The 17,678-nt window shown below is 52.4% G+C and carries 10 protein-coding genes and 3 pseudogenes; 12 read left to right on the plus strand and 1 reads right to left on the minus strand.

All coding sequences use genetic code 11. The features are described 5' to 3' along the window. Window positions 1-109 precede the first annotated feature (109 nt). Together H9L05_RS15140 and H9L05_RS15145 are read left to right on the plus strand one after the other, a co-directional pair. A complete protein-coding gene (locus H9L05_RS15140) occupies window positions 110-1,240 on the plus strand; it encodes a metallophosphoesterase (RefSeq protein ID WP_187731653.1) in 1,131 nt (376 codons plus the stop codon). A 258-nt stretch (window positions 1,241-1,498) separates the two neighbouring features. Further along, on the plus strand, window positions 1,499-3,226 hold the full coding sequence (locus tag H9L05_RS15145) for a CotH kinase family protein (protein WP_187731654.1): 1,728 nt from the start codon (window positions 1,499-1,501) through the stop codon (window positions 3,224-3,226). Window positions 3,227-3,382: 156 nt separating this feature from the next. On the opposite strand, the gene H9L05_RS15150 is transcribed toward H9L05_RS15145, so the two are convergent. Further along, window positions 3,383-4,927 carry a hypothetical protein gene (locus tag H9L05_RS15150; RefSeq protein ID WP_187731655.1) on the minus strand — a complete coding sequence of 515 codons (1,545 nt, stop codon included), beginning with the start codon at window positions 4,925-4,927 and terminating at the stop codon, window positions 3,383-3,385. A 659-nt stretch (window positions 4,928-5,586) separates the two neighbouring features. Here H9L05_RS15150 and H9L05_RS15155 point away from each other — a divergent pair. From H9L05_RS15155 to leuB, 10 genes and pseudogenes are all read left to right on the plus strand, one after another. Beyond that, on the plus strand, window positions 5,587-6,312 hold the full coding sequence (locus H9L05_RS15155; protein WP_394368496.1) for an aminotransferase class IV: 726 nt from the start codon (window positions 5,587-5,589) through the stop codon (window positions 6,310-6,312). A gap of 11 nt (window positions 6,313-6,323) precedes the next feature. Continuing rightward, window positions 6,324-7,995: pseudogene (gene ilvD / locus H9L05_RS15160) on the plus strand (dihydroxy-acid dehydratase). Window positions 7,996-8,003: 8 nt separating this feature from the next. Continuing rightward, the gene (ilvB, locus tag H9L05_RS15165; protein ID WP_187731656.1) at window positions 8,004-9,740 is read left to right on the plus strand and encodes a biosynthetic-type acetolactate synthase large subunit; all 1,737 of its coding nucleotides are present in this window, start codon (window positions 8,004-8,006) and stop codon (window positions 9,738-9,740) included. Window positions 9,741-9,891: 151 nt separating this feature from the next. Continuing rightward, window positions 9,892-10,497, plus strand: a complete 606-nt coding sequence (ilvN, locus tag H9L05_RS15170) for an acetolactate synthase small subunit (RefSeq protein ID WP_187309164.1) — start codon at window positions 9,892-9,894, stop codon at window positions 10,495-10,497. A 166-nt stretch (window positions 10,498-10,663) separates the two neighbouring features. After that, complete coding sequence (gene ilvC, locus H9L05_RS15175) at window positions 10,664-11,728, plus strand: ketol-acid reductoisomerase (RefSeq protein WP_187731657.1); 1,065 nt, start codon at window positions 10,664-10,666, stop codon at window positions 11,726-11,728. Beyond that, window positions 11,721-12,995: a threonine ammonia-lyase IlvA gene (gene ilvA / locus H9L05_RS15180; RefSeq protein ID WP_187731658.1), complete on the plus strand. Its 1,275-nt coding sequence runs from the start codon at window positions 11,721-11,723 to the stop codon at window positions 12,993-12,995. Before ilvC ends, ilvA begins: the two co-directional genes overlap by 8 nt. A gap of 349 nt (window positions 12,996-13,344) precedes the next feature. Further along, window positions 13,345-14,511 carry a 2-isopropylmalate synthase gene (locus H9L05_RS15185; RefSeq protein ID WP_187731659.1) on the plus strand — a complete coding sequence of 389 codons (1,167 nt, stop codon included), beginning with the start codon at window positions 13,345-13,347 and terminating at the stop codon, window positions 14,509-14,511. Between the two features lies 1 nt (window position 14,512). Next, a pseudogene (gene leuC, locus H9L05_RS15190) lies at window positions 14,513-15,903 on the plus strand (3-isopropylmalate dehydratase large subunit). Window positions 15,904-15,912: 9 nt separating this feature from the next. Further along, the gene (gene leuD / locus H9L05_RS15195) at window positions 15,913-16,509 is read left to right on the plus strand and encodes a 3-isopropylmalate dehydratase small subunit (protein WP_187731660.1); all 597 of its coding nucleotides are present in this window, start codon (window positions 15,913-15,915) and stop codon (window positions 16,507-16,509) included. After that, window positions 16,497-17,617 (plus strand): annotated as a pseudogene (leuB, locus tag H9L05_RS15200) (3-isopropylmalate dehydrogenase). Before leuD ends, leuB begins: the two are co-directional and overlap by 13 nt. Window positions 17,618-17,678 lie beyond the last annotated feature (61 nt).

Genomic DNA, 17,678 nt, shown 5'->3' on the forward strand with positions numbered 1-17,678 from the left:
GAAAGTTGAATCAATCTTAGACGACGGGAAGCATATAGGGCTGCTGAAAAATAGTTTTAATACAGAGAGGTACTAATTGGCTTACCTTTCCAGTCGTAATATCAGCTTCATGTCATCTCGTCTTTTCTGGGTTTCGCAACGACTTGCACTCGTTTTTTGCCTGTGTGTACTGGTCCAGTTCAGTTATGGTCAGCGGTTCGCAGCCATCGGCGACTATGGCTATGCAGGGCGGGCGGAAAAGGAGGTAGCGGACTTGGTTAAAAGCTGGGATCCAGAGTTCATTATTACGCTGGGAGACAACAACTACGAGCTAGGCGACTCTGCCACCATCGATCAGAATATTGGCCAGTATTATCACGCCTATATTCATAAATACAAAGGCCGTTATGGCCCCAGCGCTTCAACCAACCGGTTCTTTCCCTCGCTGGGCAACCATGATTATTACACCTCGAATGGTGAGCCCTACCGTGACTATTTCACCCTGCCCGGCAACGGCCGCTACTACGACTTCGTGCGCGGCGACGTTCACCTTTTCGCTATCAATAGCGACCCTGCTGAGCCCGATGGTATTGATGCCAACTCGGCACAGGCCAGTTGGTTAAAGAAAAAGCTTGCCGCTTCTTCAGCACGGTGGAAAATAGTATATTTTCACCATGCGCCTTACTCGTCGTCGGGGCATCACGGCAGCATTGCAGTTATGCAGTGGCCCTTCGGCGAATGGGGCGCCTCAGCAGTTTTAGCCGGGCACGACCATCATTACGAGCGGTTATTAGTAGATGGATTGCCATACTTTGTGAACGGCGTAGGCGGGCGAAGTGTAAATGCCATTAGAAAGCAGCCTTTACCCCAAAGCCAGGCTATTTATGACACCAACTATGGGGCAATGCTCCTGAATGCCACCCCGGATAGCTTGGTGTTTCAATTCTTCAACCGGCGGCAGGAACTCAAGGATACGTATGTGCTGCGGCCGGCCCCCCTCACGACGCCCACGCTCTTCCCTGTCAGCCCCAATCCTTTTCAGGATGCCACCCAGATTGAGTTTTCGCTACCAAGCGCTGCCGAAGTGCAGGTGAAAATTCTGAATACATTAGGTCAGGAAGTAACTACGCTGCACCGAGGTGTGGTAAAAGCCGGCCGCCGCCGCCTCACTTGGCAGCGCAATGCCTTGCCTGCCGGTGTGTATTATGTACAGTTGGTTGGTAGCAACTTTTCGCTAATAACCCGTGCCATAGCTTACTAATAAGCTGTAAAAAAGCAGCCTGCATAGCCACCCGTGGTTATGCAGGCTGCTTTTTTATGCCATCAGTAGATAGCGCAATCAAAGCGAGTATTTGAATATGTTGCTTGCTATATGCTTGAAATACAGAAATTTATATACTTATACTAACTTCTTAATTTAATTATATAAACGAAGTTTCTGGCATGTTTTTTAATGGCTGAGTTCAGTTATATAAATGTGTTCTCAAACTAACTGTTCATAAATTAACTAAAACTGATAATGCAAAAACCGTTTACTCCCAAAAGCATAATAATTATATTTAGTCTTATTATTCTTGCAATAGTTGATACGCTGGCTGGCGTTACCCTTACAGTTCCTACGGAGTTCTACCATATTGACGATAAAAAAGATTTAATACTTGTCAATCGGAACATCAACGATATTGACACAGATGGCGAAGGAAATATCAGTGAAATCGTACTTAATAAAAAATATAGCTTTATCACGCCAGTCACGACCTTAAGTACGGCTAACTCATACCGGGTTAGATTTGAGGAATCGACATATACGCTGTATTTTACTCAGTTGCCCGTAATTCAGATTGGCGTTAAAAAGGAAATAATGGATAGCCCAAGTATTTATGCCGGCTTCACTATGTCAGAGTTAACCGGTGCTGTTACTGAGTCGGCGATAGATATTGAAACCAGGGGTGCTTTTTCGCAAACATTCCCAAAGAAATCGTATGAAATAGGCTTTTTAACCGATACTGTTACGGCAGAAAGCCGAGATATGCGTCTTTTACAGATGAGAACCGATAATAAATGGAATCTGCAAGCGATGTATAATGAGCCATTGCGGATAAGAAGCAAAGTATCGAATGAATTATGGCAGAACATCCACCAGATATATTATAAAGACAAAGAGCCAGAGGCTAAGAACGGTATAGATATAGTCTATGTGGAGCTTTTCATTAATGAGGAATATAAAGGAGTGTACGCTTTAAGTGAGCGGGTAGATCGCAAGCAACTAAAGCTGAAAAAATATAGCAACGGTGTAAAAGGTGAGCTGTATAAAGGCGATAACTGGGGCGGAGCTGTTACTTTTACTGCTCTGCCGCCTTTTGATAACACAAGCTTGCTCTGGGGCGGATTTGAGTATAAGCACCCGGAAGAAGAAACTGATTGGTCTAGGATTTACGACTTTGCTAATTTTGTAAAGAATAGCCCAAACGAGGAATTTTATCGCGACTATCAGAAAAAATTTCATTTAAATAATGCCGTTGATTATTTTATTTTTTTGAATTTGTCCAGAGCCATTGATAACACTGGCAAAAATGTTTATATTGCTAAATACAAGACTGATGACCCTTATTATTATGTCCCGTGGGATCTTGACGGCGTATTCGGTACTAACTGGCAGGGTTGGGATGTAAATATTACCAATGATATCTTGTCCAATGGATTTTATGACCGTTTGATGCAGGATCGTTCAGCAAATGGATTCCGCGCTACTGTTAATCGCCGTTGGGCAGAGCTACGCTCTTCAATAATAACGGAGGAGTTTATACTGACAAAATTCAAGAAGAACCATGATTATTTATTAAACAATAATGTGTACGAGAGAGAAAATAAGGCGTGGAGCGCATTTGAGCGCGACGAAGCTCAGCTAACTTATATTTCCACATGGCTTAAAAACAGGTTAAATTATTTGGACGTAGCTTTTGGTAGTGCTCTTGTTACTTCAGATGTCGTTTTGAGCACTACAAATAATCAGACTAACGCGTCGTTTGATCTTTATCCTAATCCAGCCAGCGATTATTTAATTATTACTTCTTCTGCCATGGCATTTGAATTAATTATTCAGGACCTGAATGGAAAGGTGGTATTGAAGTCATCTTTCTCAGGAAAAACTAATAAAATAGCTATCCATCAGATCAAGAAAGGATTGTATATAGCTACCGTAAAAAGTGATAAAAATATCAAAACTCAGAAGCTGTTGATAAACTAAGCTGCTGATAAAAAGTAATATATGCCTTCGAAGTTTGCTTTCTGCCTAAACTGAAGGGCCTGAACGAGAGGTAACGCAATAAAAAGCCCCCACAGTAACGAGGGGGGCTTTTTTTATGAAGTAAATACTGCAACAAAGTAGGTGTGCAGGGATCAATTACTTTAACAGCAAGAATTTCCGCTGAATAATCTCCTGCACAGGCGCGTTCTCAATCTTGCTTTCCAGCCAGGAAATAATGTCGAGGTAGAGGAAGGGGCGGCGCTCAAAGGGGTTGGCCGCAATGCCGATTAGCTGCTCCTTCAGCTGCACAAACGCATCTTTCAACTGAGAGGGCGCCACATCGCCGAGGCTGCGCAGAAACTGGAATATGGCCACCTGCATCTGCTGCTGCTCGTTCATCTTCCCCAAAAACCGATACACCGATTTTATCTGATACTCCAGGTCCTCGTCGCGGCCGGCCTCGTAGTGCGCAATCAGGTTCAGGATGCGGGCGAAGCACTGAATGTCTTCGCGCAGGCTTACGTCCTTGTACTGAATGACTTTGGTCAGATAGTCGATGGCTTTATCATGGTCGCCGCTGCCGAAATACAGGCTGGCAATCTTGTAATAAAACACCAGCCGCCGGTGTGGGTCGAGCTGTTGGCGGAAGCGACTTAGGTTGTCGAGCAGCTCTGGGATGATGGTGAGGCCCTCGGTGAAGCGCCCGCGCATGAAATAGGCGTTGATACGGTTGGTGTACACGTACAGAAACAGCAGCATGTCCGTGTTCGGATTCGTACGCCGATCGGGTTGGTTTGACAAGGCCTCCAGCGTTTGTAATACTTCGTTGAACTTACTGTAATACTGTAAGTTGAATAGCGAAACTAACAGGTTGTGCAGGCCCTTGAGGTAGAGCATAAACTGCTGCTCCTGCTGGCCAGGGTATTGGGCAAACAGGTCGACCCACTTCTGCGCGTAGCGATAACAGGCGCGGAAATTCTGAGTGATGGTGTGGTACCACACCTGCGCTTGGTAGTAATACAGCTTCTCAAAAAAGCCCCCCGCAGTCAGGTCAACCTTGGCTACCTCGGCCCGGAAAAGCGCGGTGATACTTTCGGAGTCTTCCTGGTTGCGAGAGTGGCCAATTTTAATGTACAACCCATACATGCGCAGGGCCAGATTGGACAGCTCGTGCTCTTGGGCTAAGTGAGCTACCGTGTCCCGCACCTCCGCCGATAGGTTCTCCGCCTTGCCCCGCAAGCTGCGCGTAATGTATTGAGCCTCAATTAGTTTTTCAAAATCTAGAGCTAGTAAGACGATGTGGGGCATCTCGGCCTGGTGGGCCGCTACCTTCACTTTCTCCAGCATCTTCAAGCTCTGCTGGTACAGGCCGCGGTTGTAAAGCACACGGGCATAATCAAGCTGTTCGCGCAGCTGAATATCCAGGTTCTGGCCCATGTGGTAGAGGCGCAGGCTGGCCAGCATCTGCTTATATAAGTTGGCTTTCAGATTAGCCAGCTGCACCTTTTTGATGGCCGGCACCTGCGAAAGCACGCGTTCCTCGTCGTAACGCTCCTGCTCGTCGAGCGCGTCAAAAAGCTGCAAAAATTTCAAGCCCTCATTGGAGCCTTGCCGGTTGGTAAATAGCCGAAAGTGCCGCTTTTCAGTGCGGGTTAAGGACTTAATTAACTGAAAAACCGGGTCAAGACTTTCGTTGGGCATTGTATTCTGCTGTTTACTAAACCATTATAAAAGAGCGTGTTGCATCTGAGAAAGCTGCATTTGGAAATAGTGAATAAAGTAAATTTTGTTTTTAGCTCAATAAACAGGCGGTGCTACTTGCGTGCAGCTTACAGCAATGAAGGGCCGGCTTTCAAGCTAACTGCGACACTCAGCGAAAGTGCACTGTAGCGCCGCAAGCTAAACAGAAAGCAGCACCTGCTTATTGCCCGCAAGTTGACCGTCCTGACCGACAACTCAAATGAATTTACGTGCATAGTTGGGCTCCTCTTTCCTGCATGCATCAACAACGCCACCGCTCCAGCCGCCATGCTTTTTACCGTCTTGGTCGTCATTCTGGTCATTATTCGGCTGCCGCTGGGCTGAAGGAGCTACTTCTGTTTTTCAAGAACAAGCCTTTCTAAGCCCCGCGCTCAGAAAGGCTTTTTACTGCTGACTACTTACCTCAAATTCACTGCTTCTATGTATTTCAAGGAAAACACTGTCGCTTTTGTAGATGGTGAGTTTGTTCAGGCCGATCAAGCTACCTGTAGTGTCTATGCCCAATCGTTGCACTATGGATATGCCGTTTTTGAAGGCATAAGAGCATATAATAGCCCCAGGGCTCCCAGATTTTTAAGGCGCGTGAACACTACGAACGGCTGGAATACTCGTGCAATACCGTAGGAATGCCGCTGCCATACTCGGTGGAGGAACTGATTCAGATCAGCTACCAACTGCTGGAGAAAAACGGCCTGACGGACGCTTACATTCGGCCGCTGGTGTATGCCGCTACGCCCAATATGAGTCTGAAATGCGCGAGCAGCAGCAATCTGCTGATGGCCGTGTGGGAGTGGGGCAAATACCTCGGCGACCAAAGTCTGCGCCTTACCATTTCGCCCTACGAGCGGCCCAACCCCAAAGCAGTGCCCATCGAGGCTAAAATATCCGGGCACTACGTTAACTCCATCATTGCCAGCACCGAAGCGAAAGGTCGGGGCTACGACGAAGCCTTGTTGCTGGACATGAACGGCTACGTAGCTGAGGGGCCGGGGGCCAATTTCTTCTTTGAGAAAAACGGGGAATTATTTACCGCGCCGGCCGGCAGCATTCTGCGCGGCATTACCCGCAATACTATCATTGATTTGGCCAGAGAAGCAGGCATTACGGTGCACGAAAAGTTCTTCACGCCCGCCGCGTTGCAGGGCGCCACTGGAGCCTTCATGACCGGCACCGCCGCCGAAGTAATTGGTGTGTCTTCCGTGGACGATGTGGTGTTCGAGACGCCTTTTCAAGATACCATAGGAGCCCAACTGGCCCGCCGCTACCAGGCGTTGGTAACTGGCGCCTTAGCACCAGCTCTTTCCTCAAAAACGACTCCCGCTTAGCACCGCTTTTCATGGCTCTCAATCCTTACAGCCGCATTTACACCCAAGACGACAGTTTGCCAGCCTCTCAGGCTATGCTGATTGGCTCGGGCCTGTCGGAAGCCGATTTGCGCAAGCCGTTTGTGGGAATTTGCTCCACTGGCTTCGATGGCAACACCTGCAATATGCACCTGAATGGGCTGGCCGATCAGGTGAAGGAAGGCGTGGGCGCTCACGGCATGGTGGGGCTGCGGTTCAATACAATTGGCGTAAGTGACGGGATTACGAACGGCACGCCGGGCATGCGTTATTCGCTGGTTTCGAGGGAGATAATTGCCGATTCTATTGAAGCTATGGCCGCCGCGCACAACTACGATGCGCTGGCCTGCGTGGTGGGATGCGACAAAAACATGCCCGGTTCGCTTATAGCGATGGCGCGCCTGAATCGGCCTTCGCTTATGGTGTATGGCGGCACCATTAAGGGGGCAATTTCAAGGGGCAGCAGCTCAACATTGTCTCGTGTTTTGAGGCCTATGGGAAGAAGCTACAAAATGCCATTTCCGACGAAGATTACCGTGGCATAATCAACCACGCCTGCCCGGGTCCTGGCGCGTGCGGGGGCATGTACACGGCCAACACGATGGCCTCGGCGGCGGAAGTGTTGGGTATGTCGGTACCGTATTCTTCTTCGGCACCGGCGGTGAGTTCTGCGAAGCGCGAGGAATGTCTGCACACCGGTGAGTACTTGCTGCGCCTGCTGGAAAAAGACATTAAGCCGCGGGATATTCTGGTGCGCGAAGCCTTCGAAAACGCCATGGTGCTGATCACCGCGCTGGGGGCTCTACCAACGCCGTTATTCACCTCATTGCCATTGCCGACGCGGCAGGCGTGAAGCTGACGTTGCGTGACTTTCAGCACGTCAGCAATCGGGTGCCCATGCTGGCTGATCTCAAGCCCAGCGGCAAGTATTTGATGGAAGATCTCTCGGCGCTGGGTGGCGTGCCCGCCGTGATGAAAACGCTGCTCAACGAGAAGCTGCTTACCGGCGACCTGCTGACTGTAACTGGTAAAACTGTGGAAGAAAACCTCACCAGCGTGGCTGCCTTGGATGAAGAGCAGGATTTGCTGCGGCCGTTTTCCAATCCTATTAAAGCGGATGGTCACATCCAGATACTGTACGGTAACCTCGCGCCGGAAGGAGCTGTGGCTAAAATCACGGGCAAGGAAGGGACCAAGTTCGTGGGTCCAGCCAGCGTGTTTGATTCGGAAGAAGAGCTGAATGAAGGATTGACCCAGGGCAAAGTCGAGGCCGGTCAGGTGGTGATTATCCGCTACGTAGGTCCGAAAGGTGGACCGGGTATGCCTGAGATGCTCAAGCCAACATCGGCCATCATCGGAGCGGGCTTAGGCGACAAAGTAGCGCTGGTAACAGACGGCCGATTTTCGGGTGGAACTCATGGCTTTGTTATCGGTCATGTGTGCCCCGAGGCCTACGACGGCGGCCCCATCGCGCTGGTCCGCAACGGCGACCAGGTGGTGCTGGATGCCGCGAACAACACGATTAGTGTGCTGGTGGAAGAGGACGAAATGACGGCCCGTCGGGCCCAATGGACTCCGCCAGCCGAAAAAGCCCCCCGGGGCGTGTTGCGCAAATATATCCGCACCGTGGGCTCCGCCAGTGAGGGGTGCATCACCGATTCATAAGCAAGACTATGTTCACGAAGGAAGAACCAGTCCAACTTCTGCAGGAAAAAGCCCCCCAGACCATGTCGGGAGCGGAAATGACGCTGCGTGCGCTGCTGGCTGAAGGTGTAGACACTGTTTTTGGCTATCCGGGCGGGGCTATTATCCCCATCTACGATGCGCTTTTTGACTTCAAAGAGGAGCTAAATCATGTGCTGGTGCGCCACGAGCAGGGCGGTATTCACGCAGCCCAGGGCTATGCGCGCGCCTCCGGCAAAGTAGGGGTGGTGTTTGCCACCAGCGGGCCCGGCGCTACCAATCTGGTCACGGGCCTGGCTGATGCGCTTATCGACAGCACGCCCTTGGTGTGCATTACCGGCCAGGTATTCGCGCATTTGCTGGGTACTGATGCCTTCCAGGAAACCGATATTATTAACATTACGACTCCGGTTACCAAGTGGAATTATCAGGTAACGGAGGCGAGTCAGCTACCGGAGGCGTTGGCCAAAGCGTTCTACATTGCCCGTAGTGGCCGTCCCGGCCCGGTGTTGATTGACATCACCAAAAATGCTCAGCAGCAGAAGTTTGGCTTCTCGGAGTACACGCCCTGTACGCACATCCGCAGCTACCGGCCCGCGCCTATTGTACGCCCCGAATATGTGACTAGGGCTGCTGCGCTAATCAACCAAGCCAAGCGGCCCTTCGTGCTCTGGGGTCAGGGGGTAATATTGGGAGCAGCCGAGCAGGAATTCTGCGCTTTTATTGAAAAAAGCGGCATCCCGGCCGCCTGGACTATCCTGGGCGCTGGCGCTCTGCCTACTGATCATCCGCTAAACGTGGGAATGCTGGGTATGCACGGTAATTACGGCCCCAACATGCTGACCAACGAGTGCGACGTACTCATTGCCATCGGTATGCGCTTCGACGACCGGGTAACCGGCCGCCTCGACAAATATGCCAAGCAGGCCCAGGTAGTTCACCTCGACATCGACCCCACGGAGATTGACAAAAACGTGACTACCACCGTGCCGGTGTGGGGCGATTGTAAAGAAACCCTACCGCTGCTTACAGAGCTGATTGAAACGAAAAGCCACCCGGAATGGCGGCAGCGCTTTGAGCAGTTCCAGACCGAAGAAGTAGCCGCCGTTATTCAGGACGAGCTTTTTCCGACGTCGGATGAGTTGACCATGGGCGAAGTTATCCAGCAGCTAAATGAACTAACTCAGGGCGACGCCATTGTGGTGACGGATGTGGGCCAGCACCAGATGATTGCCTGCCGCTACGCCCGGTTCAACCATTCGCGCAGCAACATTACCAGCGGCGGGCTGGGCACGATGGGGTTTGCCTTACCCGCAGCCATCGGAGCCAAATTTGGTCGCCCCGACCGTCCGGTGGTCGCCATTATTGGCGATGGTGGTATCCAAATGACGATTCAGGAGCTGGGCACCATTATGCAGACCGGCGTGGACGTCAAAATCATCATCCTCAACAACCAGTTTTTAGGCATGGTGCGGCAGTGGCAGGAGCTGTTCAACGACCGGCGCTACTCCTTTGTGAACATCGCCAGCCCCGACTATGTGACCGTGGCCAGTGGCTACAGCATCAGCGGCAAACGCGTTTCGGAGCGCGCAGAGTTGAAAAGCAGCCTCCAGGAAATGCTGCAGCATTCTGGCTCATTTCTGCTAGAAGTAATGGTGACAAAGGAGAACAACATTTTCCCCATGGTGCCGCAAGGCTGTAGCGTCAGCGAAATCCGACTGCGGTAAGCCTAGCGCTGCAATCGTTAAAAGAACGTGTCATGCAGAGCACAGCGAAGCATCTCGCGTGCTGATGCTGGATTACTACTCCCACTAAACACGCGAGATGCTTCGGCTCTGCCTCTGCATGACGTTCGATAATTGAGTAAAAACAAAAGCTATGAGTGAGCAACCCATCGACCGGCAGGAATACAACATCACGGCTTACACCGAGAATCAGATCGGCTTGCTCAACCGCATTGCCATCATCTTCTCGCGCCGCAAAATCAACATTGAAAGCCTGAACACCTCGCCCTCCGAAATCGATGGGATTCACCGTTTCAACATCGTAATTCACGAAACAGAAGACGTGGTGCGCAAGATTGCCAAGCAGATTGAGAAGCAGGTGGAAGTGCTCAAAGTGTATTTCAACACCAACCAGGAAGTGATTTGGCAGGAGATGGCCCTATACAAAGTACCCACTGATATTATTGCTGAAAAAGCCTCCGTGGAGCGCCTATTGCGCGAATACGGTGCCCGCGCCGTTGTGATTCGCCGGGACTATACAGTATTCGAAACCACCGGCCACCGCGAGGAAACCGACAACCTGATTAAAGTGCTGCAGCCTTACGGCCTGATTGAGTTTGTGCGCAGCGCCCGCATCGCCATCATCAAGCACAGCGACGGCTTCAACCGCAAGTTGCGCGAATTCGAGCGCACCGAGCCGGGCTCAGAAGTCATTGAGAACGAGTTTCTCAACGACCGTGACAAGGTCTTTACGATGTAAAAGGGCAGTCATGCAGAGCGGAGCGAAGCATCTCGCTCGCGGTCGTGGAATTACTGACCTGACATCAGCCCGCGAGATGCTTCTGCTCCGCCTCTGCATGACGTTCAAAAAAGCCCCCCAGCCCATAGCAAAACAACTTTAATCATAAAACTCTAACTCCAACAACATGGCAACCATCAATTTTGGCGGCGTAGACGAGACCGTAATTACCCGCGACGAATATCCGCTGTTCAAGGCGCAAGCCTACTTGAAGGACGAAGTAATTGCCGTGATTGGATACGGGGTGCAGGGCCCGGGCCAGGCGCTAAACCTGCGCGACAATGGCTTCAACGTCATCATCGGGCAGCGCCAAGACTCGCCTTCCTGGGAGAAAGCCCTGCAAGATGGGTGGGTAGAAGGCGAAACGCTATTCTCTATTGAGGAAGCGGCGGAGCGCGGCACCATCATCGCCAACCTGCTGTCGGATGCTGGCCAGATTGCGCTGTGGCCTACGCTGAAAGCCCGACTGACACCCGGCAAAACGCTGTACTTTTCCCACGGCTTCGGCATCACTTTCAACGACCAAACCAACATCATTCCGCCCGCCGACGTGGACGTGATTCTGGTAGCGCCTAAGGGTAGCGGCACTAGTCTGCGGCGGCTGTATTTGCAGGGTGGGGGGCTAAATTCGTCGTTTGCCGTGTACCAAGACGCCAGTGGTGATGCTTATGAAAAAGCTATTGCATTGGGCATAGGTGTGGGCTCCGGCTACCTGTTTGAAACCGATTTTAAGAAGGAAGTTTATTCGGATCTGACCGGGGAGCGCGGCGTGTTAATGGGTGCTCTGGCCGGCATCATCGAGGCTCAGTATCAAGTGTTGCGGCAGCGCGGCCACTCGCCCTCGGAGGCCTTCAATGAAACCGTGGAAGAACTAACGCAGAGCCTTGTACCGCTGGTGGGCGAAAACGGCATGGACTGGATGTTCAGCAACTGCTCCGTAACGGCCCAGCGCGGTGCCCTCGACTGGAAAGGCCGCTTCCGCGAAGCCACCTTGCCCGTGCTCAATGAACTCTACAACAGCGTGGCCTCCGGCAAAGAAGCCGAGCGCACTATTGAGCGCGGCTCGACGCCTAATTACCGCCAGGAACTGGAAGTGGAATTGAAGGAAGTTCGCGACTCGGAGCTGTGGCAGACCGGCGCTACTGTGCGCCAGCTTCGCTCCCTGAAAAAGACCCAAGAAGCTGATGCATAGCGAAACTATAGCCACTTCTGCCCCGGCGGTGCTGCTGAAAAATGTAGAGCAAGCTGCCCGCAACCTTCAAGGAGTGATTTATGAAACCCTCCTGCAGCAGAATCTAGGCTTGTCGGCTGTTTACGGGGCCACTATTTACCTCAAGCGGGAAGACTTGCAGGTGGTGCGCTCCTACAAGATTCGGGGCGCTTACAACAAGATTTGCACGCTAACCCGGGAGCAGGGCGCGCACGATGTAGTGTGCGCCAGTGCCGGCAACCACGCCCAGGGTGTGGCCTACGCGTGTCAGTTGCTGGGGCTGAAGGGCTATATTTTCATGCCGGCTAACACACCGGCCCAGAAGGTGAGCAAGGTGCGCCTATTCGGCAAAGATCAAGTAGAAGTCATCCTGACCGGCAATACCTTCGACGACACGTTTACGGCCGCCAAACGTTTCTGCGACGAGCGCGGTAGCACATTCGTTCACCCCTTCGACGACATGGCTATTGTGGAGGGCCAGGCCACCGTAGGCCTGGAAATTCTGCAAGCGTCGCCCGTACCCATTGATTATCTTTTTATGCCCATCGGCGGGGGCGGGCTGGCCTCGGGTGTGGGGGGCGTTTTTCGGCAGTTGAGCCCACATACCATGCTCATTGGGGTGCAGCCACAAGGTGCGCCCTCTATGCAGCAAGCTATTCAGGCCGGGCAACGTCAGGCGTTAGAGAATATCGAGAGCTTCGTAGATGGAGCCGCCGTGAAGTGCCCCGGCGCCCTCACGTTTGAGTTGTGCCGTGAGCTGCTCGATGATGTGGTGCTGGTGCCGGAAGGACAGGTGTGCGAAGATTTGCTTAAAATGTACAACGAAGAAGGCATCGTGCTGGAGCCCGCCGGTACGCTGAGCATTTCCGCCCTGCGCCAGTACGCCGCTAAAATTAAAGGTAAAACAGTGGTGTGCGTGCTCAGTGGCAGCAACAACGATATCACCCGGATGGAGGACATTAAGGAGCGCGCCATGCGTCACCAGGGCCTGAAGCACTACTTTATGGTCACCTTTAATCAGCGCCCCGGTGCGCTCCGCCGCTTCGTGAACCACGTCCTTCACCCCGACGACGACATCATCCACTTCCAGTACATCAAGAAAAACAACAAGGAAAAAGGCCCCGTTTTCGTGGGAATCGAAGTGAAAAAGCCCCACGATATTGAAGGCATTCAGTTTCGGATGGAGACTGAAGGCTTCGCTTATGAGTACCTCAACGGCAAGCAGGATTTCTTAAGCTTGCTGGTGTAAGCTTATATTGAACTAACAGTCTAAGTTTCAGAAAGAACGTCATGCAGAGCAACAGCGAAGCATCTCGCTCGCTCCGTTAGATTAGTAACCTGACATCAGCCCGCGAGATGCTTCGCTGTTGCTCTGCATGACGTTCTTTAGGGGGCATTTTTAGTATATATCCAGCAAAAAAATATAGCCGGTTTAAGCGTTGGCCATTGTATCTGGTATTAATATTAAAAATTGATAATCAATGTGTTATAAGTTGAAAAGTCGCAATTAGAAATAGTAGGCTTCTCGAAAATTCGTTTCTCCTCTCACGTTTTGCCGGTGTACTTGCAATAGCTATCCGCTAAAAGTACCCCGACCTATGGCAGCTGAGAAAATACAAATCTTCGATACCACGCTCCGCGACGGTGAGCAAGTGCCGGGCTGCAAGCTCAACCGCGACGAGAAACTCATTATTGCCGAGCAGCTCGAACGGCTCGGCGTAGACGTTATCGAGGCCGGTTTTCCCGTCTCTAGTCCTGGCGATTTTGAGGCGGTGCAGGCCATTGCAGCCCAAACCCGCGAGGCAACAGTCTGCGGCCTTTCCCGCGCCGTGGAAAACGATATCCGGGTGGCGGCTGAAGCGCTGAAGCCGGCGCGCTATCCGCGCATTCATACCGGCATCGGGACTTCCGAATCGCACATTTTGCACAAGCTTTGCAGCACCCAGGATAAAGTGCTGGAGCGTGCTGTAGCTGCCGTGAAGTTGGCCAAATCCTTTGTAGAAGACGTGGAGTTTTACGCCGAAGATGCTGGCCGCACGGCGAATGATTATTTGGCTCGCGTGTGTGAGGCGGCTATTAAGGCCGGTGCCACCGTCCTCAACATTCCTGATACCACGGGCTACTGTTTGCCCGACGAGTATGGCGCTAAGATCAAATATCTGCGTGAGAATGTGCGGGGCATCGATAAGGTCTGTTTGTCAACGCATTGCCATAACGATTTGGGGCTGGCTACGGCCAATTCCATTGCAGGCGTGCTAAATGGCGCCCGCCAGATTGAGTGCACCATCAACGGGGTAGGAGAGCGGGCCGGCAATACAGCGCTGGAAGAAGTCGTCATGATTTTGCGCCAGCATCCTTACCTGCAACTGGATACCAATATTACCTCCCAGCGTTTGGCTGATACCTCAGCCTTGGTGTCGGCGATGATGGGGATGCCGGTGCAGCCCAATAAGGCCATTGTGGGCTCCAATGCCTTCTCTCATTCCAGTGGCATTCACCAGGATGGGGTGATTAAGAATCGGGAAACCTACGAAATCATTGATCCGCGCACGGTGGGCGTGGCCGATTCTTCTATTGTGCTCACAGCCCGATCGGGTCGGGCGGCGCTGGCATACAGGCTTCAAAAATTAGGATATGAATTTGATCGGCCGGCTCTCAACAAGGCCTATGCTTGCTTTATGCAGATGGCTGATCGTCAGAAGGAAGTAGTAGATAATGATCTGCACTTATTAGTGGAACAGGAAAATTTGGTAGCAGCCAATTAACATGGGTAAAACGTTAGTTGATAAAATCTGGGATGCGCATGTGGTAAAGGCCGTGGGCGATTTGGAGGTGTTTTACATCGACCGCCATCTGATTCATGAAGTGACCAGTCCGCAGGCCTTCGACGAACTCGCGGCCCGTGGCTTGACTCTGCACAACCCCGCCCAGATAGTGGCCACCGCAGACCATAACGTGCCCACGCGCAACCAGCATTTACCTATACAGGACCCGCTTTCGCGCTCCCAGGTTGATAAATTGACTGAAAATTGTGCCAAGCATGGCGTTGAGTTATTTGGTTTAGGCCATGAATACCAAGGCATTGTGCATGTCATTGGGCCTGAGTTGGGTATTACCCAGCCCGGTATGACCATTGTTTGCGGCGATAGCCACACTTCTACTCATGGCGCTTTTGGCGCCATTGCTTTTGGTATAGGTACCAGCCAGGTGACGCAGGTAATGGCTTCGCAGTGCTTGCTGATCAGTCGGCCTAAGCGCATGCGCATTACTGTGGACGGCGAGTTGCGGCCAGGCGTCACGGCCAAAGACTTGATTTTGCATGTGATAGCCCAGCTTGGTACGGGTGGGGCCACGGGCTACTTCGTGGAATACGCGGGCAGCGCCATCCAGGCTCTGAGCATGGAAGGCCGCATGACGGTGTGCAATATGAGCATCGAAATGGGCGCCCGCGGTGGCCTCATTGCCCCCGACACTACCACGTTTGCCTATCTGAAAGGCCGCCCATTTGCCCCCAAGGCGAGCGGTGGGAGCAGGCTGTGGCGTATTGGCAAACGCTGTACTCCGACGCTGATGCCGCCTTCGATGCCGAACTACAATTCGACGCGAGGGGCATTTTGCCCATGATTACCTACGGCACAAACCCTGGTATGGGAATGGCGCTTAATGGCAACATTCCGTTGCAGGTGCTAGAAGGTGAGGCGGTTAGCTTTGATAAGTCCTTGCAGTACATGGGTTTTGCGCCCGGCGAATCATTGCTGGGCAAGCAGATCGACTACGTGTTCATTGGGAGCTGCACCAATTCGCGCATTGAGGACCTCCGCGCTGTCGCGGCCTATGTGAAGGGGAAGCACAAGGCGGCGCACGTGGAGGCCATCATTGTGCCCGGCTCCAAGCTGGTGGAAAAGCAGGCCATTGCCGAAGGCTTAGATCAGGTGTTGACTGCGGCCGGCTTTGAGCTGCGCGAACCCGGTTGCAGCGCCTGCCTAGCCATGAATGACGACAAGATTCCGGCCGGCGCTTACTGCGTCTCTACTTCAAACCGCAATTTCGAGGGGCGCCAGGGACCCGGTGCGCGCACCCTGCTGGCCAGTCCGCTGGTAGCGGCTATAACGGCCGTGGAAGGTCATATCGTGGACATTACCGAATACTTAAACTAGTCCGCGCCCATGGAAAAGTTTCAAACGCTCCGCTCAAAGGCCGTGCCGCTGCCCATCGAGAATATCGATACGGACCAGATCATTCCCGCTCGCTTTCTGAAGGCGACGACCCGCGAAGGTTTCGGTGCCAACCTGTTCAGCGACTGGCGCTATACATCCGATGGTCAGCCCAAACCGGGCTTCGTGCTGAACGATGCTCGCTATGGGGGGCAAATTCTGCTGGGGGGCAAAAACTTCGGTTGCGGCTCCAGCCGCGAGCATGCTGCCTGGGCCCTGTATGATGCTGGTTTCAAAGTGGTCATCTCCAGCTACTTCGCTGATATTTTCAAAGGTAACGCCCTGAACACCGGGCTGTTGCCGCTGCAAGTATCGGATGAAGTTCTGCAAAGACTTTTCAAGCAAGTGGAGCTTGATCCGCAGACGCAACTGATTGTGGACCTGCCGACCCAAACGCTCACAGTACCGCTGTGGGAGGAAAGCTTTGGCTTTGAATTGGACCCTTACAAAAAGGAATGCCTGATCAATGGGTACGACGACATTGATTTTCTCATCAACCAAAAAGCGGCCATTGCCGCTTACGAACAGCAGCGACCATGGGCATACTAAGAAAGCGAATTGTGGTATTGGCCGGCGACGGTATCGGTCCGGAAGTGTGCCAGGAGGGAGTGCGGGTGCTGAAAGCCATAGCCGAGCGCTTCGGCCACGAGTTCATCTTCGACCACCAACTCATGGGCGCCTGCGCCATTGATGCCACCGGCGACCCGCTGCCGGAAAAAACGCTGGCCGCTTGTTGGCAGGCCGATGCGGTGCTGCTCGGGGCCATCGGCGACCCGAAGTATGACAACAACCCCGCCGCCAAAGTACGTCCCGAGCAAGGGCTGCTGAAGCTGCGCAAGTCGCTGGGGCTCTACGCTAACATTCGCCCTGTTACGGCCTATGACCGATTAATTGAGCATTCTCCCCTCAAAAAAGACCGGATACAAGGTGCCGACATGCTCATCTTCCGGGAGCTGACGGGGGCATTTATTTCGGTGAAAAGGGTCGTGCGGAAGATGGTAGTGCTTTCGATCATTGCACTTATAATCGGGGGGAAATTGCTCGTATTGCGCACCGCGCTTTTCAGGCCGCCGAAAACCGTCGGCAGAAGCTGACTTTGGTAGATAAAGCTAACGTGCTGGAAACGTCGCGCTTATGGCGCGAAGTGGTGCAGGAAATTGCCCCCCAGTATCCCAGCGTAATGGTCGATTACCTGTTTGTGGACAACGCGGCCATGCAGCTTATCCTCAATCCGCGGCAGTTTGATGTAATGCTGACCGAGAATATGTTCGGCGATATTCTCTCCGACGAAGCCTCTGTAATTGCCGGCTCTTTGGGCCTGTTGCCTTCCGCTTCCGTCGGCGACCAGGTAGCGTTGTTTGAGCCTATTCACGGGTCATTTCCGCAGGCTAAAGGCAAAGGCATTGCCAACCCGATAGCTACTATCCTATCGGCAGCAATGATGCTGGAACACTTTGGTTTACAAGCCGAAGCCGACTGCGTGAAGGATGCTGTAGATAATGCCCTGGAAAGAGGCGTGCTCACGCCCGAACTGACTTCCGGCGTGCCGTACACCACTGAGCAAGTAGGCAGCTTCATTGCCTACGGCGTGCTGGATCTACAGGATTGTCAGCTGCATAGAAGCAATATTGAACTCGGCTTGAGCACAATTATTTAGATCATAAACTGAAAGGAATAGAAATCACAAGAACGTCATGCAGAGCGGTAGCGAAGCATCT

Source organism: Hymenobacter qilianensis, assembly GCF_014489555.1.
Classification (GTDB): domain Bacteria; phylum Bacteroidota; class Bacteroidia; order Cytophagales; family Hymenobacteraceae; genus Hymenobacter; species Hymenobacter qilianensis.

Excerpts from the sequence above, each read along its gene's own strand:
- H9L05_RS15140 (WP_187731653.1), top strand. The coding sequence starts at position 110 with ATGTCATCTCGTCTTTTCTGGGTTTCGCAACGACTTGCACTCGTTTTT.
- H9L05_RS15145 (WP_187731654.1), top strand. The coding sequence starts at position 1,499 with ATGCAAAAACCGTTTACTCCCAAAAGCATAATAATTATATTTAGTCTT.
- H9L05_RS15150 (WP_187731655.1), bottom strand. The coding sequence starts at position 4,927 with ATGCCCAACGAAAGTCTTGACCCGGTTTTTCAGTTAATTAAGTCCTTA.
- ilvB (WP_187731656.1), top strand. The coding sequence starts at position 8,004 with ATGTTCACGAAGGAAGAACCAGTCCAACTTCTGCAGGAAAAAGCCCCC.
- ilvN (WP_187309164.1), top strand. The coding sequence starts at position 9,892 with ATGAGTGAGCAACCCATCGACCGGCAGGAATACAACATCACGGCTTAC.
- ilvC (WP_187731657.1), top strand. The coding sequence starts at position 10,664 with ATGGCAACCATCAATTTTGGCGGCGTAGACGAGACCGTAATTACCCGC.
- ilvA (WP_187731658.1), top strand. The coding sequence starts at position 11,721 with ATGCATAGCGAAACTATAGCCACTTCTGCCCCGGCGGTGCTGCTGAAA.
- H9L05_RS15185 (WP_187731659.1), top strand. The coding sequence starts at position 13,345 with ATGGCAGCTGAGAAAATACAAATCTTCGATACCACGCTCCGCGACGGT.
- leuD (WP_187731660.1), top strand. The coding sequence starts at position 15,913 with ATGGAAAAGTTTCAAACGCTCCGCTCAAAGGCCGTGCCGCTGCCCATC.